Genomic DNA, 19,649 nt, shown 5'->3' with positions numbered 1-19,649 from the left:
CTGGTCCGCGCTAGCCGGCGATCTCGCGGGATCTCAGCTCGGCCAGGACCTCGGCGGTATCGGCCCCGAGTTCGGGCGCATACCCGGCGACGTGGCCCGGGGTCCGGGAGAACCAGGTCGGCACACCCGGCATCCGCACGCGTCCGTGCGGGGTGTCCACGGTCTCGAACAAGCCGACCGCATTGAGGTGCTCGTTCTCGAACAACGCATCCGGGGTCAGCATCGGTGCCGCAGGAATCTCCAGCTCCGCAAACAGATCCAGCCACTCCGCGGTCGTGCGCTCCTTGAGGGTCTGTGCCACCAGCCCGTACACGGTGTCGATCTGACGGGCCCGCTGTTCCAGTGTCGCGTATTCGGCGCTGTTCCAGGCGGGTTGTACCCGGTCGATGAAGGCGTTCCAGTGCTTGTCGTTGTAGACCAGCGCCGCGATGTGACCGTCCTTGGTCTCGTACGGCTTGCGGTTCGGCGTCACCGCGCGCGGGTACACCGCCGGACCCAGTGGGGGGTCGAACATGGCGCCGTTGGCATGTTCGACCAGCATGAAGGAAGCCATGGTCTCGAACATGCTGACCTCCACCTCCTGGCCCTCGCCGGTGCGTTCCCGGTGGAACAGCGCCATCGTGGTGGCGTAGAGCGCGGTCAGGCCGGCCACCTTGTCGGCCATGATGGTGCCGACGTAGGAGGCCTCACCGGTCAATTGCTGTTGCACGGCGGGCAATCCGCACTCGGCCTGGATGGTGTCGTCGTAGGCGGGGCGGTCGGCGTCGGGCCCGCGCCGCCCGTACCCGTAGCAGTTTGTGTAGACGATGCCCGGGTTGATGGCCGCCACGTCGTCGTAGCCGAAGCCCAGCTTGCTGATGGCCTTTGCCCGCATCGAATGGATGAACACGTCGGCGTCGCCGATCAGGGCACGCAGGTCTGCCTTGCCCTCGGGCGAGCGCAGGTCCAGCACCACACTGCGCTTCCCGCGGTTGACGTTGACGAACACGCCGCTCATGCCGGGTGCCGGGCCCACCGAGATGTAGCGGGTGTTGTCCCCCGCCGGCGTTTCGACCTTGATGACGTCGGCTCCCATGTCGGCCATGATCTGGGTGCAGTACGGCCCCATCACCATGGCGGTGAGGTCGACGACCCGAACACCCTGCAGTGGACCGGATCTCATGAGCCAACCCCCTCGGTTGCTCGCCCGAAGCTATAGCGGATGTGGTCGGCATGACCGTCGGGAACCACCGGGAAGATCACCGGCTCGGACAGGTCCCGGATCGCGTCGATCTGCTCGCCTACTTGTTCTACTGTCCAGGACGGTTGGTATACACCTGGTGACTCGGCGACGACGGCACGGGCGATCCGACCCGCGATCGCGACGAAGAATTCGCCGGTGACCGAGCAGGATTCATGCGCCAGCCAGCCGACGGCCGGGGCGACGAGGTCCGGGCCCATCGGCGGATACGCCGACGTGTCCAGGCCTTCGGCCATCCGGGTCACCGCGCCCGGGACGATCGCGTTGCACAACACACCGTCGCCGGCGCCCTCCAGTGCTACCACATTGCAGAGTCCCAGGATTCCGGCCTTGGCCGCCGCGTAATTGGCCACCTGGTGGTTGCCGTACAGCCCACCGATCGACGAGGTCAGCACCACTCGTCCGTACCCGGCCTCACACATCCGCGGAAATGCGGGGCGCACAACGTGAAACGCGCCGCGAAGATGCACGTCGAGTACGGCCTCAAAATCGTCGTGGCTCATCTCCTTGAGCGACGCGCGTCTCACCGTGCCCGCGTTGTGGATGAGGATGTCCACGCGACCGAACTGTTCGACGGCGGTGTCGATGATGGCCTGGCCGCCTTCGGGTGTCGCGACCGAATCGGTGGCGGCGACGGCTTGCCCACCGGCGGCGACGATTTCGTCGACCACGCTCTGGGCAGGCGCCGCGTCGGTGCCGTCGCCGGTGAGACTGCCACCGGGATCATTGACGACGACCTTCGCGCCCTTCGCCGCGAGCAGCAGCGCGTATTCGCGGCCCAGTCCCCGGCCGGCGCCGGTGACGACGGCGACGCGATCATCGAATCTGAGAGTGCTCAAGCGAAGGGCTCCTCGCCCTCGAGCTTGGTGCGCTGCAACAACCGCCCCGACGCCGGGTCGTACGGGGTGGCCCGGTGCATCGTTCCGGTGTTGTCCCAGATCACCAGGTCGCCGACGGTCCATTTGTGCCGGTAGGTGAAGTCGGGCTGGGTGGCCCAATCCCGCAGTCGCACCAGCAGTTCGGCACTCCTCCTGAAATCGATCGGACCGTTCGAGTCGACGATGTGTCGTGCGGTGGCACCGAGCACCAGCGACTTGCGTCCGGACTGATGCGTCCACACCAACGGCAGCTCCCGGTCACCGATCGCCATCATGCGACGCAGCGTCTTGGTGCTGGGTTCGGGGTCGTAGTAGAACAGCGTGTTCCACGCCGAGTGCATGACCCGCAGGCCCTCGATGTCGGCCTTGTCCGCGTCGGACAGGTCGTCGTAGGCGGCGTAGGTGTTGCAGAACTCGGTGTCGCCTTCTTCGGGGTTGCCGAGCGCCACGCTCTGCAACAAGGAGGCCAGGATCGGCACCTCGTTCATCGTGCCGTCGATGTGCCAGTAGAGCGAACCCTTGAGGTAATCCGCCTGCTTGTTCACCTCGGTGTCCAACGAGACCTTGTACAACTTCTCGCCTTGGTGCTCTGGAGCGAACGTGCCGAGGGTCTCGGTGAACGCGATCTGCTCGTCGTCGGTGAAGCCGATCTGCGGGAACACCAGCACTCCGCGTTGCTCCAAGAGCTCCCTGATCCGCCCGGCATGCTCGCCGCAGAGCAGCGTGGCCTTGTCTGCGCGGATCTCGGTTCCTATGCGCGGCTTGATGTCCCGCGTTTGCAGGGCCGTAGTGGTCGTCATGAGGTGAGCTCTAGTCCGTCGAGGTCACCCTTGTCCCGCCAGTCGGCAATGAGCTCGTCGAAGGCGTAGAACCCGGGCGAGTAGAAATCACCGAGGAAGGCACCGTTGCGCTCAGCGCCGCCACGGCCCTCGTTGTTGTAGTAGCCGGGCGTGCATGACAGTTCGAACGCCGAGTTGTCGATCGCCAGCTCACGGACCGTGGCCACCCAGGCGTCCTGCCCCTCCTGGCTGGGTTCCACCGTGGTGGCGCCACGGTTCTGGGCCTCGGCGATGATGTAGGCGATGTGCTTGGCCTGCTGTTCGAACATCGCTGTGGTGTTGGCCGAGACTCCGCCCTGGATGAAACCCATGAAGAACTGGTTGGGGAACCCGCGGCTGGTCATCCCGTGCAGGGTCTTGTAGTCGTTCTGCCAGTGGTCGAACAGCGACAGCCCGTCGCGGCCCACAATGTCGTCGATCGCGAACCGGCGGCTGATCTCGGTGGAGATCTCGAAGCCGCTCGCGAAGATCACGCAGTCGACCTCGTACTCGACACCGTCGGCGACGATGCCCTTCTCCGTCAGCCGTTCCACGCCCTTGGACGCCGAGACGTCGACGAGTTTGACGTTCGGACGGTTGAACGTGGCCAGGTAGTGCTCGCTGGAAGTTGGCCGCTTGCACATGAATCGGTAGTACGGCTTCAACGCCTCGGCGGTCTCGGGGTCCTCGACGATCTCGGCGACGTGGCGACGCAGCCGCTCCATGATCTTGAAGTCTTCTTCTTCCCGGAACGCCATGATCTGCTCGATGGTCACCTCGGCGGGGTTTGCGGTGGCAGCAATCCGGGCGGTCAGGTTGCGGCCCAGCTCGGTCCAGAAGTCGCACACCAGGTCCGGTTCACCGAACACCACGCCGACGAACGGCGACCAGTTGTGGAAGTTGCGCTTGCGCTCCTCCTGCCAGCCCGGCTGCAGGGATGCGGCCCACACCGGATCGGTCGGCGGGTTGGACCGCGCGTCGACCGAGGACGGCGTCCGCTGGAAGACGAACAGCTGCTGCGCGTCACGGCCCAGGTGCGGCACCAGCTGGATACCGGTCGCACCGGTACCGACGAGGGCGACCCGCTTGTCGGCCAGCTTGTGCAGGCCGCCGTCGGCATCACCGCCGGTGTATTCGTAATCCCAGCGTGCGGAATGGAATACGTGTCCCTCGTAGTCTTTGATGCCCGGGATACCGGGCAGCTTCGGGCGGTTGTAGGAGCCCTGCGCCATCACCACGAACCGGGCCCGGATGTCGTCGCCGCGGTTGGTCTGGATCTGCCAGCGCTGTGTCTCGTCGTCCCACCGCAGTTCCCGAACCTGGGTGGAGAACAGCGCACCGTCGTACAGCCCGAAGTGCTTCCCGATATTGCGGCAGTGTTGGAAGATCTCGGCACCGTCGGCGAACTTCTTGCTCGGCATGAAGTCGAGTTCTTCGAGCAGCGGGATGTAGCAGTAGGCATCGTTGTCGCACTGGATTCCCGGGAAACGGTTCCAGTACCAGACCCCACCGAAGTCTCCGGCCATCTCGATGACCCGGATCCCCTCGACACCCGCCTTCTTCAGATACGCCCCTGCCAGGAGGCCGGCGAAACCGCCGCCGAGGATGACGACGTCGGAATCCTCGGAGATCGGATCCCGTTCGCTCACCGTGGTGTACGGGTCGACCTCGTAGAAGTCGGCGAAGTCACCTTCCAGCTCCAGGTACTGGTCGCCGCCTTCAGGCCGCAGCCGCTTGGCCCGCTCGGCGGCGTACTTCTCCCGGATTGCGTCGATGTCGAAATCGGTGGGGGTATCGGTGGGCCCGCACGTGGTCGATTCGGGCGTCGTCATGCGTTGGCCTTCTCCGGCAGCGCGGCGGGGTGCAGCGGGGCCGGCATGTCGTGCACCGCGGGCAGCACCTCGGCCGCGAACAACTTGGTGGACTCCATCGCCTTCTCGTACGGCATGGTGCCGAACTGCGGAACGATGGTGACCTCGCAGAACGAGCAGGCCTCCTGCGCGGCCTTGAGCTTCTCGAACACCGTGTCCGGGGTGCCGATCAGCAGGTTGGACGCGTGGTATCCGGGCGGGCCGCCCTTCTTCTGGTTGCCGACCTCCGAGGCCAGCACCGCCGTCGCGCTCGCTTCACGGGCGGCGTACGCCTCATAGCCCTTGACACCCTTGAAGTTCGACGCGTCGGCGAAGCCGTAGTGCACGTTGACGTCCCGGTTGGCGGTCCAGATCCACTCTTCAGTTTGTGCAACCTCATCTTCGGAGCCCACGCAGTACATGAACATCACGTTCTTGGGCTGACACGGCCCCAGGCCCTCCTCGGCCCGGAAGGTGTTGACCTTGCGGACCTCTTCGCCGGCGTCGGTGATCGGCTTGTTGCCCACGAACAGCGGAACCATGCCGCGCCGCGACAGGATCTCCAGCGACTCGGCGGTCGAGGACGAGCTGTAGATGCGGTCGAACAGGTCGGTGCTGATCGGCTCGGGCCGCAGCGACATCTCCGGGAAGCTGAAGATCTTGCCGTCATAGGAGAACCGCTCACCGGAGAAGGCCAGCTTGAGGATGTCCAGCGTCTCGTTGAAGCGGTCGCGGCTCTCCTCCCGCGGCACACCGACCGCGGCGAACTCGCCCTTGGACACCCCGCGGCCCAGACCGATCGTGGTGTAGCGACCGTTGGAGACGATGTCGAGGTAGGCGATCTGGGTGGCCAACCTGATCGGGTTCCACCAGGGCACGACCGCCACGAACGTGCCCAGGCTGACCCGCTCGGTGCGTCCCGCGAAGTAGGTCAGAGCCTGAATCGGGTTGGGGGTCATGCCGTATGGCGTGCCGTGGTGCTCGGGGAACCAGATCCCGTCGAAGCCGAGCGGCTCGGCGAGGTCGCCCAGGGCCAGCGCGGCCTGGACGCACTTGTAGTCCGGCGTGGCCGGCGGGGTGGTGAAGTCACCGGCCAGCACGCGCTCCCAGTCGTGGGAGTTCTGCGCTCCTGTACCCAGATTGACCTTCATGTTGTCTCCTTACTCGGCGATTTGGGGGCAATGGGCGGCGGTGAGCGCCGCTAGATGCACCCAGATCACTGGATGTCTCGGGGCTCTCCGGTGCCCATGTACTTGGAAAGTTGGTAGTGCAGGTTGACCGTGCTGCGTTCGCGGTACGGATTGGGAAGAGTTCCGGGGAAGCCCGCGGATTTCATCCCCTGTTGCACCGCCGCCATGTTCGAGAAATCCTGCGGCAGCACCGACAGCCAGTTCGGTGAGTCCTTCGGGGTGTAGACCCACTCGGTCTGCGGCTCTTCACCTTTGGGGTACAGCTCGAAGACGGCGACCTCGAAGATGCACTTGTCCGGGTTGTAACTCGGATCCGGGCGTGCGCTGTAGCACAACGCACTGGTCAGGCCTTGTCCCACTTGGAAGTTCGGGAAGATCTGCCACGCCGTGCCGCTCTGGCCCAGGATGTCCGGCGGGATGGTCGGCCAGATCACGCCACGTGCCTCGTCGTCGCGACGAGCCGAGGCCAGCCAGTGCTGCAGCACCTCGTCGGCGGGGGTGCCCTCGGGCAGTTCGTCGACCAGGCGCTTGGCGGCGTTCACCAGTGTCTGCGTGGTGGTCGCGTTGGTCTCCTCCATGGTGTAGACCTGCATCTCGGCAGTGGAGATGCGCGGATCCCCGGTTCCCAGGCGGATTTTGGATTTGGTCTCGTCCATGCCTTTCGGCGCGTCGTAGCCGATGTTGCTGTGCTTGCCCTGCGCCTTCGCCCAGCCCTTGAACTCACCGAACTGGTTGAACTCCGGGTGCGTGGTGAACACGTGGTAGGTCTCGTTGAAGGCCTCCATCGCGACCTTCCAGTTGCAGTCGAAGTACAACCACTTGCGCCACTTGTAACGCATGTTCTCCAACCCGAACGGGTCGAGGATCTTGGCGGCCGGGTAGAGGTAGTCGATCAACGGCTCGCAGTGCGGGTCCATGTTGATGAACAGCCATCCGCCCCAGGTGTCCACCTGTACGGGCGCCAGGTGCGTGTTGCGTGGAGTGAGCTTGCCTTGCCAGTCGTCCTGTTCCCGGATGTGGGTGCAGGCGCCGTCGAGACCGTAGGTCCAGCCGTGGAATCCGCAGACGAAGGATTTCCGGGCCCGGCCGGTGGCGTTCTTGGCTCCCTCGGGGTTGTCGATGAGCTTGCGGCCGCGGTGCATGCAGACGTTGTGGTGGGCCGCAAACTCGTTCGGACCGGTTCGCACCACGATGATCGAGTCGTCGAGGATGTCGTACGTCAGGTAGTTGCCGACCTCGGGGATCTCCTCCACCCGGCCGACCTGCTGCCACACCTTGCGCCACAGCCGATCCCGTTCGGCGCGTGCGTAATCCGCGGAGATGTAGGCCTCGACTCCGATGGTCGTCGGCTGAGACAGATCCTCGGCGATGACTCCGGTCGAGTCGTCCGGGTCCGCGTCGACCTCCATCGCGGCGTCGAGATGGGATTCGGTGTGGGCCATTAGATCCTCCTGATGGCTTCGCGGAAGGATTCGTCCTTGAGGAACAGCGAGGTGCTGTCAGCGCCGAGATGGGTCCAGCGCAGGTTCAGCCCGCCGTCGACCAGGATGGTCTGGCCGGTGATATAGCTCGACAGATCAGACAGCAGGAACAGGATGGCGCCGGCCTGCTCCTCGGGCGTGCCGCGCCGGCCCATCGCGATCGCCCGCTGGTCCCGCTCAGGGTCGGCATCGACATAGGTTGCCGAGGCGGCGGTTTCGGTGACGCCCGGAGCAACGGCGTTGACGCGGATACCGGCCTCCGCGAGCTCGACGGCCATGGTTCGGGTGGCCGCCACGATCGCGGCCTTCGCGGTTCCGTAGGCGACGTGATACGGCGCGGTGTTCATCCCGCTGATCGAGGACACCGACACGATCGAGCCCGGCGTCCCCTGCGCCCGGAGCTCGGCGGCCACAGCCTGGCTCATGAAGAACATGGTTTCCAGGTTGGCGGTGAACAATTCGCGCCAGTCGTCCCGCGAGACCCGGGTGGCCGGCATCCAGGTGGACGGCGCCGCGCCGCCTGCGACGTTCACCAAGCCGTACAGCGTCCCCTCGGCGTCGCGTGCCACGTCCAGCACGGTGGCGATGCCCTCATCGGTGGAGGCGTCCGCGGCCACCGTCACCACGTTCAGTCCCTTGTCCGCCAGTGGTGCGACGTGGGTGTCGAGGTTGTCCTGCGACCGGCTTACTGCCACGACCGTGGCCCCGGCCTCGGCCGCCATCCGCGTGACCGTCGTGCCGATGCCGCCGCCGCCGGCGCCCGACACCACCACGACCCGGCCGTCCAAGCTCAGGGAACTGTCCATTCGCAACCCTTGCCGCTTAATTGTCCGGACAACAAATGAGGATCTTCATATTGGAGAACACTATTCCGCAGCACTTATTCAACCGTCAAGGGTCGATCAGAGGTTTATGACGACTATTGTCTGGACTACGGCGAGTTGCTAACGTCCGAGGTCATGAGCGCCCTATCGGCCGACCCTGGCACCGCCAACGCGAGGTACACCGCAAACCCGGCCGTGGCCGAGAACTGGACGCTGCAGCAGGTCACCGGCCCCAGCCGGCTGTTCGGCGCGAACGGCCTGCGCACCGGCCCGGATGGCCGCATCTACGTCGCACAGGTCACCGGCAGCCAGATCAGCGCACTCGACCTCGGGACTGGAGCACTGGAAACGGTCAGCGCCAAGGGCGGCGACATCATCGCCCCCGATGACGTGGCGTTCGACCCGGACGGCAACCTCTATGCCACCGAGGTGATGGACGGCCGGGTCAGCCTGCGCGCGGCCGACGGCACCACCCGCGTCCTGCGCGACGACGTCCCCTCGGCCAACGGCATCACCTTCCATCAGGGCAGGTTGTTCGTCGGCGAATGCCGCGAGGGCGGACGGCTCATGGAATTCGACCTCGCCGGCGGCGCACCGCGCATCCTGCTGGAGGACGTGCCCTCGCCCAACGCCATGGAGGTCGGCCCCGACGGGCTCCTCTACTTCCCAGTGATGGGCGCCAACGAGATCTGGCGCATTGATCCCGACGGCGGCGATCGCCAGGTGGTGGCCGGCGGGCTCGGGGTACCGGACTCGGTCAAGTTCGACGCCGACGGCCACATCGTCTCGACCCAGGTGGCCAGCGGCCAGGTGCTGCGCATCGACCCACGCAACGGCGAACAGACCCTGCTGGCCCAGCTGACCCCGGGCCTCGACAACTGCACCTTCGTCGACGGCCGGCTATTCGTTTCGAACTTCACCGGTGAGATCACCGAGATCCTGGCCGGCGGCGGCAAGGCGGTGCTGCCGGGCGGACTCAACTGGCCGCTGGATCTGGCGGTCGGCTCCGACGGAGCGCTCTACGTCGCCGACGGCACCTACTTCTACCGGGTCGGCCCCGACGGGGACCTGCAGACCGTCGCGATGCTGTTCTCACCCGGCTATCCGGGGTTCCTGCGCGGAGTGATCGCCTCGGGTCCGGGCGAATTCATCGTCACTACCGCCGCGGATACCGTGGCCAGGTTCCGCCCGGCCGGAGCCGAGGACGAGGTGTGCCAGGTGCTGGCCAGCGGCATCGACCAGCCCTACGGCGTGGCGCAGGCTCCGGACGGTTCCGTCGTGGTGGTGGAACAGGGTGCGGGCCGGCTACTTTCGGTGCGCGACGGCGCGGTCAGTGTGCTGGCGTCCGGTCTGGACACCCCTGTCGGTGTGGCGATCGGCCCCGACGGCGCACCGCTGGTGTCGGTGGCGGGCGCTGTTCTCCGGGTGAGCGGAGGGACTGCGCAACCGCTGGTTGACGGATTGCACACGCCGCACGGCATTCTCGTGCGCGGCGGTGTGCTCTACATCGTCGATGCGGGCAGTAAAGAAGTTGTCGAGTGCGAATTCGTATCGGCGGGCCGCACCACGATCGCCACCGGGCTGCCGGTCGGGCCGCCGCCCGGTGTGACCCCAAAGCCGCTCAAGGGCATGCCTCCGTTCTCCGGCCCGCAGGGCCCGTTCGCCGGGATCGCCGCGGGAGCCGATGGGACGCTCTACATATCGGGCGACGGCGACGGCAGCGTGCTGGCGCTGCGCAGAGGCTGACACCGTGACCATCACACCGGCGGACCATCGCTACCTGCAGGTCGCGCGCACCCTGCGCAAGGAGATCGTCGACGGGGTGTACCCGGTGGGCTCGCAGTTGCCCACCGAACACGAACTGTGCGAGCGCTTCGAAGTCAGCCGCTACACCGTGCGCGAGGCGCTGCGCCGGCTGCGCGACGACAACCTCGTCACCTCACGGCCCCGGGCCGGCACCACGGTCGCACCGCGGGCGGCGACGAATACGTATGCGCAGGACGTGGTCTCGATCAACGACCTGCTGGCTTTCGCTACCGGTGCGCAATTCACGATCGAGTCCAATGCCATGGTCACGATCGACAACGAGTTGGCCGGGCGCACCGGTCTCCCACTCGGCGAGCAATGGCTGGCCGTCCGCGGCTACCGGCAGTCCGACGACGATCCTGCGCCGGTCTGCCGCACCGAGTACTACATCAACCGCAGCTTCGCCGCCGTCGGGCGTCTGTTGCAGCGCCATTCCGGTCCGATCTTCCCGCTGATCGAAGATCTCTTCGGAGTCAGCATTGTCGAAGTGCACCAGGAGATCTCGGCGATCGTCACTTCGCCCGAGCTCGCCGCGGGCCTCAAGGTCAGTCCCGGCTCCGCGGCCCTGCAGATGCAGCGCACCTACACCACCTCCGACGGAGAAATCGCCCAGGTCACCGTCAACACCCACCCGTCCGACCGGTTCCGTCATTCCATGACGATGCGCCGGGTCAAGGGCTGAGGAACGGTGCGAAATCTGGTGCGACGGGACGAGGCCCGTGCGGCCGACGCCTACGCCCGCGGGCTATGGGTGTCCACCACCCTGGTCGACGCCCTGGCCGATGCGGCGCGGGACACCCCCGACCGGGCATTGGTGATCGACGGCGGCATCACGCTGACGGCCGGCGAACTCCAGGACCGGGCAACGGCTCTGGCGCTGCAACTGACCGAGTGGATGCCGACGGGCAGCGTGGTGTCCTTCATGCTGCCCAACTGGCACGAGGCCGCGATCATCTACCTCGGCGCCACGCTGGCCGGCATGGCGGTCAACCCGATCCTGCCGTCACTGCGCGATCGGGAACTGTGCTTCATCCTCGACGATGCGCAGAGCCGGGCGATCTTCATCCCCGCCGAGTTCGGTGGCCACGACTACGCAGCGATGCTCACCCGGGTGGTCAGCCAACTGGCCACGCCGCCGGAAGTGGTGGTGCTGCGCGGCGATCCTGGCCCGCACCACGCCTTCGACTCCATGCCGGCCGCACCGGACCGCGAACTACCCACGCTGAACCCGGACGACATCCGGATGATCATGTACACCTCGGGCACTACCGGCCGCCCCAAAGGGGTACTGCACAGCCACAACTCGATCAACGCGCTGATCCGCCAGCTGCGCGACCACTGGATGATCGACCCCGGCGACACCTTCCTGGTGCCCTCGCCCATCGCGCACATCGGCGGCTCCATCTACGCCTTCGAATGCCCGCTGCTGCTGGGCAGTACCGCGGTGCTGATGCAGCGCTGGAACGCCGAGGACGGCGTGGCACTGATGACCGAGCACCGGTGCACCCACATGGCCGGGGCCACGCCCTTCCTCGAGCAGTTGCTGGGAGCCGCCGAACGATCCGGTACCCGGTTGCCCGATCTCAAGGTGTTCATCTGCGGTGGCGCATCGGTACCGCCATCGTTGATCCGGCGGGCGTCGGGCTACTTCGACCGCGCCGTGGTCAGCCGGGTCTACGGCTCCACCGAGGTTCCGGTCACCACCGTCGGATCGCTGACTCCCGGAGGCGTCGAGCACGCCGCCGAGACCGACGGGCGCCCCGGGATCGCCGAGATCCGGCTGGTGTCCGGGGAGATCCGCGCCCAGGGTCCCCAGATGCTGCTGGGCTACCTGCATCCCGACGACGAGATCGAATCCTTCGACGAGAACGGCTTTTTCCGCACCGGCGACCTCGGCCGCTGGGTGGATGGCGACTACCTGCAGGTGACGGGGCGGGCCAAGGACCTCATCATCAGAAACGGCGAGAACATCTCCCCCAAGGAGGTCGAAGACCTCCTTGTCGGTCAGCTCGGCATCGTCGAGGCGGCTGTGGTCGGCCTGCCCGACGAGCGCACCGGGGAACGCGCCTGCGCGGTGCTGGTCACCACCGACGGCAGGCGCCCTGGCGTCACCGACCTGGGTCGGCTCCTGGCCGAGCACGGGCTGGCCCGGTTCAAAGCACCCGAGCGGGTGGAGATCTGGGATGCCCTGCCGAAGAACGACGCGGGCAAAGTGTTGAAGCATCAGATCCGAGCGACGCTGAAGGGGCACGACTAATGCAGGTTGCGATCGTCACCGGAGCCAGCAGCGGTATCGGTTTCGGCTGTGCCACCGCACTCGCCGAGGCAGGCATGGCAGTGCTCGGCACCGGCCGTGACGAAGACCGGCTCACCGAACTCGAACAGGCCGTGGGCGACCCGGAGCGCATCGCCACCGTGGCCGTCGACCTCACCGACGATGACGCCCCGCAGCGCATCGTCGAAGCCGCGTTGTCCCGCTGGGGCCGCATCGACTTCCTGGTCAACAATGCCGGCATCGGCAGCCCCAAACCCCTGCACGAGACCGACGACGAAACCCTCGACCGCTTCCTCGGGATCATGCTGCGGGCACCTTTCCGGTTGGCTCGAGATGTGCTGCCGCACATGGGGCCCGGATCGGCGATCATCAACGTCACCTCCACCTTCGCCGTCGTCGGCGGATTGCGCGGCGGCGCATACTCGGCGGCCAAGGGCGGGCTGACGGCGCTGACCACCCACATCGCCTGCCAGTACGGTGCGCAGGGCATCCGGTGCAACGCGGTCGCACCCGGTGTCACCGTCACCCCGATGGTCGAGCAGCGGCTCAACGATCCCGGCTTCCGCAAGATGCAGACCGAGATGACGCCGCACACCCGGCTGGGCCGGGTCGAGGACATCGCCGCCACCGTGGCCTTCCTGTGCTCGGAGGGCGGCAGCTTCATCAACGGGCAGACCATCGTCGTCGACGGCGGCTGGAGTTCGACGAAATACCTGTCGGAGTTCGCGCTCCACTCTGAATGGATTGCCCCATGAACGTTTTCGCGGTGCTCGAACAGGCCGCGGCCCGGTTCGGCGACCGGGGCGCGGTGTTCCTGGGCGAGCGTCAACTGCTCACCTGGGCGGAGTTGCGCGACCGCGTGTTGCGGCTCGCCACCTCGTTGAAGTCGCTCGGTGATCGCGGCACCCGCATCGCCGTCGCCAGCGAGAACCGGCCCGAGATCGTCGAGCTGATGTTCGCCATCTGGGCGGCCGAATGCGTGTTCGTGCCGATCAACTACAAATTGCATCCCCGCGAGATGGCCGACATCCTGGCCGATTCCGGTGCGGCCCAGGTCTTCGCGTCGGCCAAGATCGCCGACGACCTGGCCGCGGCCACCGACGTGCCCGTCGAGACGATCGGCAGTCAGGACTACTCGGGCCGGTTCGACTCCGAGCCGGCCGACCCGCCGACCACCGACCCCGGCGCCCTGGCCTGGCTGTTCTACACCAGCGGCACCACAGGTAAATCCAAGGGCGCCATGCTGTCCCACCGCAATCTGATGGCGATGACGGTGGCGCACCTGGCCGATTTCGACGACCCGGACGAGAACTGCAGCCTGATCCACGGTGCCCCGATGTCCCACGGCTCCGGTCTGTACATTCCGCCCTACGTGCTGCGCGGCGCCCGCCAGGTGGTGCCCGAATCCGCCGCGTTCGAACCCGACGAGTTCCTGGACCTGTGCGCCCATCACCCCGGCAGCAGCGCCTTTTTGGCTCCGACCATGGTGCAGCGCCTGATCCAGACCGGCCGTCCCCGCCCCGAGAACCTGAAAACCGTGGTCTACGGCGGCGGGCCGATGTACGTCGACAGCCTCAAGAAGTCGCTGGCCGCCTACGGCCCGATCTTCGTGCAACTCTACGGCCAGGGCGAGGCCCCGATGACGATCACCGGGTTGCGCCGCGCCGATCATGTCGGCGCTGACGACGCGACGCTGGGCTCGGTCGGGTACCCCCGCTCTGGCGTCGAGGTGGCCGTGCTGAACGACGACGGCACGCAAGCCGCCGTCGGGGAGATCGGTGAGATCGTCTGCCGCGGCGACGTCGTCATGTCGGGCTACTGGAACAACCCGACCGCCACCGCCGCCACACTCATGGACGGCTGGCTGCACACCGGCGACATGGGTTCCTTCGACGCCCGCGGCTACCTCACGCTGCGCGACAGGTCCAAGGACGTGGTGATCAGCGGGGGCAGCAACATCTACCCCCGCGAGGTCGAGGAAGCACTGCTCGAACACCCCGATGTCGTGGAGGCGGGCGTCGTCGGGGCGCCGGATGCCGACTGGGGTGAGGTGGTGGTCGCCTTTGTGGTCGGTGAAGTCTCCCCCGCAGTCCTGGACGCTCACCTGCTGGAACGCATCGCGCGGTTCAAGCGGCCCAAGCGCTACGAATTCATCGATGCGCTGCCCAAGAACAGCTACGGCAAGGTGCTCAAACGCGAACTGCGGGAGCGGCTGGCTCCTTAGCCCGAGCAATCACCACATCAGCCCGCGGATCAACGCGGTCGGCGGAATATCCTCGGCGGCAACCAATCCTGCCGGAGCATCACACACCCAGTCGATCGCGTTGACCACCCGCGCCGCGGTCGACAGACATCCGGCGTCGGTCACGTCGAGCGTCGGATGGGACAGCTCAGTGCTCACCTCGATGCGTGGCTCGCCCTCCACGGTCACCTTGTGCACGCCGGACTGGCCGTCGGGCGGATATTCCCAATCCGGCGCTGCCGCCGGAGTGAGCCTCGTGGTGTGCTCGACAGTGATGATCGGAACGCCGCTGCGGATGCCTTCGGCGGCGAATCGGGTGCCGGCCAATTGCCCTGGTTCGACGGTCATCATCGTGCACTCGATGCACTCGGTGGCGTACCACGGCTCGAACCGCTGACGAACCTCGTCGAGCTCCACGCCTAGATGATGGGCCAGATTGCGCACCAATCCGCCGAACATCGCCGTGATCACCCCCGGCTGGAATGCCATCGGCAGCTCGTCGTCCGGCGTGGTGCCGAAACCCATGGCGGTGCCAGTGTATTCGTAGTCGTCGTAGTTGCCGTAGTCGAAGATCTCCTTGACGGTCACCGACTCGGCTCGGGTGACCACACTGAGCGCTGCGTACACCGCGGTGTCCCCCGAGTAACCGGGATCGATGCCGTTGACATACAGCGAGGAGTTCCCGACCGAGCACGCCTCCGCAAGCGGTACCCGCAACCAATCGTCGGCCTGGTGCGGTGTCACCAGCCACACCATCGAGGTTCCGACGACATTGATCCCGGCCGCCAGGAACCGCGACATCTGCTCGATGGCCTCCATCGGCCGCGTCTCCCCCAAGGCTGTGTAGACCACGCAATCGGGCCCGAGCGCGATGAGCGCGTCGATGTCGTCGGTCGCGATGACACCCGTCGGCTCGACATGCCCGCACAGTTCGGCAGCGTCACGCCCGATCTTGTCCGGGCCGGAGGCATGAACACCGACCAGCTTCAGGTCGGGCCTGCCGATGATCGCCGCCAGCGAATGCCGACCGACATTGCCGGTGGAGAACTGGACCACTCTGCGCATCGTCAAACCTGCTCCAGTTCCCCCGAATGGTGGTGGAAAAGCCTTCCGGCCCGGTCGAGTAGCCGATTGACTACCGAATTTGGTTGACTATAGTCAGTCGTCATGAACTTGCCAACGCTGAACCTGCGGCGTAGCGGCGACAGGGTCGAGGCGGCCCACCCCTCGCCGAGCGGGCTCGACGAACACTTGGACGCCTCGCTGCGCGCACAGCGGCAGGCCGACAAATGGCTCATCTCCGGCAGCCTGCTCATCGGCACCGCAGCCCTTGGCATCTTCGGCCTGCCCCTGTTCCTCAGGGGGGTCTGGCTGCTTCGCAAGGCTCAGCGGGACGGGTTGTCCGTCCGGCCGATGCTGGTCACGCTGATCGGCTACCTGGTCATCATCGACGCCGCGATCAACACCGTCGGGTGGGCCCTCGACCTCGCCGCCAGCCACACCATTCTCGCCCGAATCCTGTTGAACGGCTGGGGCGCAATGTTCGACGCCGGATACTTCTGGCACTACAACGAACTGTGGATCGGCGGGGCCGCCGGGCCCGGCGAAAAGGCCATGGAAGTCGGGATGATCCTCACCGTCTTCACCATGCGGATCGCCGCGGGCATCGGCTTCCTGCAGATGAAGCGCTGGGGCCACCAGTGGATGATCATCACCTGCTGGATGGGCGTGCTCATCTGGTGCCTCTACGTGTTCAACATGACGATGTTCGCCGATGTCCGCTTCGCCGGCGTCGTACTACCGGTCGTCGGATGGTGGCTGTACGACATCTTCTACATCACCCCGTTCCTCGCGATCCCGTACCTGCATTCCGTCAACCGCGAGATCTTCTCCGACTAGTCCAATGACTTAACTCATTGACTGCAATCAGTTACTGAGCTAGAAAAGGGGGGATCATGACCCCACAGATCAAGCAGTCGGCGCGCGAGTTGCGCCGACTGCAGACGCGGGAACGGATACTCGGCGCGGCCGTCGCCGAGTTCCAGGCGTCGGGCATGGCCGGGGCGGACATCGGCGCGATCGTCAGTGCCGCGGGCGTTGCCCACGGGACCTTTTTCTTCCACTTCCCCAGCAAGGAACACGTGCTGCTGGAACTGGAACGCCGCGAAGAGACGCGCATGGCAGCCGAATTCGCGAGCTTTCTCGAGAAAGCACACGATCTCGCAACGGCGCTGACCGAGCTCGTCCGCCTGGTGGGCAGCCTGGAGCAACGGTTCGGGCCGCTCCTGTTCAAAGAACTCCTTGCGCTGCATTTCTCGCCGACACGCCCCAGCAAGGACGAATGGAGCGACCACCCGATGATCGTCCTGCTCCTCCGCGAGATCGAGCGCGCCCGGGGCCACGGCGAGGTACATCCCGAGGTCGACGCCTTCTACAGCGCCGCATTCTTCCTCCTGGGTATCTACGGCGTCCTGACCACCACTGCCAAGGGCCAACACCGCGACGCGATGCTGGCCAACTTGGTCATCACCGCACGACGAGGACTGGAGGTCCGATGAATCATCCCTTCTGCGAGGAGAACTGACGTGGCCGCCTGGATCTGGGAGATACTCCGCTACGTGGCCGCCTGGGGCGGCACCGGCTTGATCATCTGGTTCTGGTACTGGATGTTCTCCAACATCGGCACCTTCTGAAGGCGTGACGCAGCAGATGCCCGAACTCGACGAAGCCCACGCCATGGCGACCGAGCGCAGTTGCGCCGTCACCGCCGTGGCGTTGAGCGGCCAGCGCCGCACCGGCGCCCGCCTGGTCAGCGGGCAGCACCGCGGCTTCGGTCTGAGTTCCCTGCTCGATGTCGTGCACGTGCCCTATCCACCGCGTCGTGACTGGACCCGGCGAACGCTGACATGCGGTGTGGCACTGCAGTGCTCGCCATCCAAAGAGCGCATCCTCGACTATCGGCTCAACGAGCTCTCGACCCGCGAACTCGCCGCGCTCACCCTCGTCGAGGCCGGCGTCGCGCTGGGCTGGGTCGCCGAGAACTGGCCCGGACTACTGGCCGACCTGCGCTCGGCGCTTCCGCACCTGGAACCGGCCGGCGCGGACACGGACGCCAAAGAGATGCTGAACCGGGCCGTCGCCCTTGCGCGTACCTCTCAGCAGTTCGCCATCGACCCGCTGCTCGGCAGCCTGCCGCGGGCCTACACCCTGCCGCAGGGACTGTCCGACAAGCTGCGCCGTACCTTCGGACGGTTGCCGTGGACCACCAACCAGAAGCGTTCGCCGGCACCACACTCCGTCCCCGCCGGCGGGGACGGCGGGGTCCGCAACTCGAACTTGCCCCCACCGAGCCGGCCTCAGGACAACGACCTCGACATCACCCCCGACCACCGGCCGGGAATCCCCTACCCGGAATGGAACGCGTGGACGAACAGCTTCATGCCGGACCACGTCGCGGTTCTCGAGCAGGCCCGCTCCAGCCGCCACCGGCAGCCCGGCGCGGTCGCCGTCGACGTCCGGAAGTGGTTCGAGGAGAACACCCACCGGGCCATGAAGAACCGGCTGGAGGACGGCTCCGACCTCGACGTCGACCAGTACGTCAACCACTTCATCGACCTGACAACCGGTGAGGCGGTCGAACCGCGCCTCTTCCGTGAACTGTTGCCCGCCAACCGGGACGTGACAACCGCGCTGCTGCTCGACGGCAGCTCTTCGCTGGGTGTACACGGGGGCAGGATCTTCAAACTGGAGCTCGCCTGCGCCGACGCCCTGTCCCGCGCGATGACGTCGGCCCGGGAACGCCACGGCATCTTCACGTTCACCGGGAACACCCGCCATCGCGTGGAAGTCAGTTGCCTCAAGGATTTCGCGGACCGCCGTTTTGTCCCGCCCGGCAGTCTGGGCCTGTCCACCGGCGGCTACACCAGACTCGGTGCGCCGCTGCGGCATATGACCAGCCGCCTGCTCGACCAGCCTTCGGAGCGCAGGTTGCTCATCGTCATCGGGGACGGCCTGATCTCGGACGAAGGCTACGAGGGCCGCTACGCCTGGGCTGATGCCGCGCACGCTGTCGAGGAAGCCAACGATGCCGGCGTCTCCATGTACTACCTCGGCGTCGGGCCCGTCCGCGTCGATCCCCTGCCGGAAGTGTTCGGCCCCAAACGGTCCCAACGCATCCGCCGAATCGAAGAACTTCCCCGCGTCCTCGCGCACGTCCACCGGGAGCTGGTATCCGTATGACTGACACGTATTACGCCAACGCCAACGAGGTGCAGCTCTTCGAGCAGGCCTGCCGCCAGCGCCTACCGGTGATGCTCACCGGCCCGACAGGATGTGGCAAGACCCGCTTGGTCGAGCACATGGGACTGCTGCTCAGCCGTCCGGTCGTCACCATCAGCTGCCACGACGATCTGACCAGCTCGGACCTCGTCGGACGGTTCATGGTCACCGGCGGGGATGTGGTCTGGACCGACGGTCCCCTCACGCGGGCCGTCAAGGCCGGGGCGATCTGCTACCTCGACGAGGTCGTCGAGGCGCGTCACGATTCGTTGGCCGTCCTGCACTCGCTCACCGACCACAGGCGCACGCTCTACCTGGATCGTGCGGGCGAAGTCGTCCATGCGCCAGAGACTTTCATGCTGGTGTGTTCCTACAACCCCGCCTACCGCAGCTCACTCAAGGAGCTCAAACCGTCCTTCCGGCAGCGTTTCGTCACGCTGCCGATGCGGTACCTGCCGCCCGAACGCGAGGCAGAGGTGATCGTCGCCGAGACCGGCGTCGGACTGCCCACCGCACAGCGGCTGGTCCGGTGCGCCACCGCGATCCGTACCGCGGACGAGGCATTCCACTTCGAACCGCCCTCCACTCGGGTACTCGTCACGGCGGCACACCTGATCGCTGCCGGTGCAACGGAACTCGAAGCCGCGGAGGCCTGTGTCCTCGCCCCGCTGTCCAGCGACGGCGCCATCACCGAAGGGCTGCGGGAGGTCGCGTCCGCGTGCCTGTCCGCAGCCGATGCCGGCAGCTCAAGCGCCTAGGAAGGAATC

At 66.3% G+C, this 19,649-nt stretch carries 17 protein-coding genes; 9 read left to right on the top strand and 8 right to left on the bottom strand.

What is annotated here, in order from left to right; genetic code table 11:
- Window positions 1-10: 10 nt before the first annotated feature.
- From G6N57_RS11570 to G6N57_RS11540, 7 genes are all read right to left on the bottom strand, one after another.
- Window positions 11-1,162 (bottom strand): CaiB/BaiF CoA transferase family protein, encoded by a 1,152-nt coding sequence (locus G6N57_RS11570; protein WP_077740533.1) that lies wholly within the window; start codon window positions 1,160-1,162, stop codon window positions 11-13.
- Window positions 1,159-2,079 (bottom strand): SDR family NAD(P)-dependent oxidoreductase, encoded by a 921-nt coding sequence (locus G6N57_RS11565; RefSeq protein WP_077740532.1) that lies wholly within the window; start codon window positions 2,077-2,079, stop codon window positions 1,159-1,161. Before G6N57_RS11565 ends, G6N57_RS11570 begins: the two co-directional genes overlap by 4 nt.
- The gene (locus tag G6N57_RS11560; protein ID WP_077740531.1) at window positions 2,076-2,918 is read right to left on the bottom strand and encodes a TauD/TfdA dioxygenase family protein; all 843 of its coding nucleotides are present in this window, start codon (window positions 2,916-2,918) and stop codon (window positions 2,076-2,078) included. The genes G6N57_RS11565 and G6N57_RS11560 overlap by 4 nt, the downstream gene beginning before the upstream one ends.
- Entirely contained in the window at window positions 2,915-4,768 is a 1,854-nt protein-coding gene (locus tag G6N57_RS11555; RefSeq protein ID WP_077740530.1) for a flavin-containing monooxygenase, read from the bottom strand. The genes G6N57_RS11560 and G6N57_RS11555 overlap by 4 nt, the downstream gene beginning before the upstream one ends.
- On the bottom strand, window positions 4,765-5,937 hold the full coding sequence (locus G6N57_RS11550; RefSeq protein WP_077740529.1) for an LLM class flavin-dependent oxidoreductase: 1,173 nt from the start codon (window positions 5,935-5,937) through the stop codon (window positions 4,765-4,767). Before G6N57_RS11550 ends, G6N57_RS11555 begins: the two co-directional genes overlap by 4 nt.
- 65 nt (window positions 5,938-6,002) lie before the next feature.
- Window positions 6,003-7,418 carry an aromatic ring-hydroxylating oxygenase subunit alpha gene (locus G6N57_RS11545; RefSeq protein WP_077740528.1) on the bottom strand — a complete coding sequence of 472 codons (1,416 nt, stop codon included), beginning with the start codon at window positions 7,416-7,418 and terminating at the stop codon, window positions 6,003-6,005.
- Window positions 7,418-8,263: an SDR family NAD(P)-dependent oxidoreductase gene (locus G6N57_RS11540; RefSeq protein ID WP_077740527.1), complete on the bottom strand. Its 846-nt coding sequence runs from the start codon at window positions 8,261-8,263 to the stop codon at window positions 7,418-7,420. Before G6N57_RS11540 ends, G6N57_RS11545 begins: the two co-directional genes overlap by 1 nt.
- A 153-nt stretch (window positions 8,264-8,416) precedes the next feature.
- Between G6N57_RS11540 and G6N57_RS11535 the strand changes: the two genes are divergently transcribed.
- The 5 genes from G6N57_RS11535 to G6N57_RS11515 are packed head-to-tail and all read left to right on the top strand — an operon-like array spanning window position 8,417 to window position 14,586.
- Window positions 8,417-10,027: an SMP-30/gluconolactonase/LRE family protein gene (locus G6N57_RS11535; RefSeq protein WP_077740526.1), complete on the top strand. Its 1,611-nt coding sequence runs from the start codon at window positions 8,417-8,419 to the stop codon at window positions 10,025-10,027.
- A 4-nt stretch (window positions 10,028-10,031) separates the two neighbouring features.
- Complete coding sequence (locus tag G6N57_RS11530) at window positions 10,032-10,769, top strand: GntR family transcriptional regulator (RefSeq protein WP_077740525.1); 738 nt, start codon at window positions 10,032-10,034, stop codon at window positions 10,767-10,769.
- 18 nt (window positions 10,770-10,787) lie between these two features.
- Complete coding sequence (locus G6N57_RS11525) at window positions 10,788-12,344, top strand: AMP-binding protein (protein ID WP_077741900.1); 1,557 nt, start codon at window positions 10,788-10,790, stop codon at window positions 12,342-12,344.
- Window positions 12,344-13,117 carry an SDR family NAD(P)-dependent oxidoreductase gene (locus tag G6N57_RS11520; protein WP_077740524.1) on the top strand — a complete coding sequence of 258 codons (774 nt, stop codon included), beginning with the start codon at window positions 12,344-12,346 and terminating at the stop codon, window positions 13,115-13,117. Before G6N57_RS11525 ends, G6N57_RS11520 begins: the two co-directional genes overlap by 1 nt.
- Entirely contained in the window at window positions 13,114-14,586 is a 1,473-nt protein-coding gene (locus G6N57_RS11515; RefSeq protein WP_077740523.1) for an acyl-CoA synthetase, read from the top strand. Before G6N57_RS11520 ends, G6N57_RS11515 begins: the two co-directional genes overlap by 4 nt.
- A gap of 9 nt (window positions 14,587-14,595) precedes the next feature.
- Here the strand turns inward: G6N57_RS11515 and G6N57_RS11510 are convergent, their stop codons facing one another.
- Window positions 14,596-15,669, bottom strand: coding sequence for an NAD(P)H-dependent amine dehydrogenase family protein (locus tag G6N57_RS11510; RefSeq protein WP_077740522.1), 1,074 nt, complete (start codon window positions 15,667-15,669; stop codon window positions 14,596-14,598).
- A 102-nt stretch (window positions 15,670-15,771) separates the two neighbouring features.
- On the opposite strand from G6N57_RS11510, the gene G6N57_RS11505 reads away from it, so the two are divergent.
- The 4 genes from G6N57_RS11505 to G6N57_RS11490 all read left to right on the top strand — a co-directional run bounded on the left by G6N57_RS11505 (window position 15,772) and on the right by G6N57_RS11490 (window position 19,640).
- Window positions 15,772-16,503 carry a hypothetical protein gene (locus G6N57_RS11505; protein WP_097926215.1) on the top strand — a complete coding sequence of 244 codons (732 nt, stop codon included), beginning with the start codon at window positions 15,772-15,774 and terminating at the stop codon, window positions 16,501-16,503.
- Window positions 16,504-16,559: 56 nt separating this feature from the next.
- Window positions 16,560-17,162, top strand: a complete 603-nt coding sequence (locus G6N57_RS11500) for a TetR family transcriptional regulator (RefSeq protein WP_077740521.1) — start codon at window positions 16,560-16,562, stop codon at window positions 17,160-17,162.
- A 151-nt stretch (window positions 17,163-17,313) separates the two neighbouring features.
- Window positions 17,314-18,843 carry a nitric oxide reductase activation protein NorD gene (locus G6N57_RS11495; protein ID WP_077741898.1) on the top strand — a complete coding sequence of 510 codons (1,530 nt, stop codon included), beginning with the start codon at window positions 17,314-17,316 and terminating at the stop codon, window positions 18,841-18,843.
- Window positions 18,840-19,640, top strand: coding sequence for a CbbQ/NirQ/NorQ/GpvN family protein (locus tag G6N57_RS11490; protein ID WP_077740520.1), 801 nt, complete (start codon window positions 18,840-18,842; stop codon window positions 19,638-19,640). Before G6N57_RS11495 ends, G6N57_RS11490 begins: the two co-directional genes overlap by 4 nt.
- The last annotated feature ends 9 nt before the right edge of the window (window positions 19,641-19,649 follow it).

Origin of the sequence: Mycolicibacterium boenickei, assembly GCF_010731295.1 — a bacterium.
GTDB lineage: Bacteria > Actinomycetota > Actinomycetes > Mycobacteriales > Mycobacteriaceae > Mycobacterium > Mycobacterium boenickei.
Note: the sequence above shows the minus strand (reverse complement) of the source record. Positions and strands in the feature narration are given on the sequence as shown.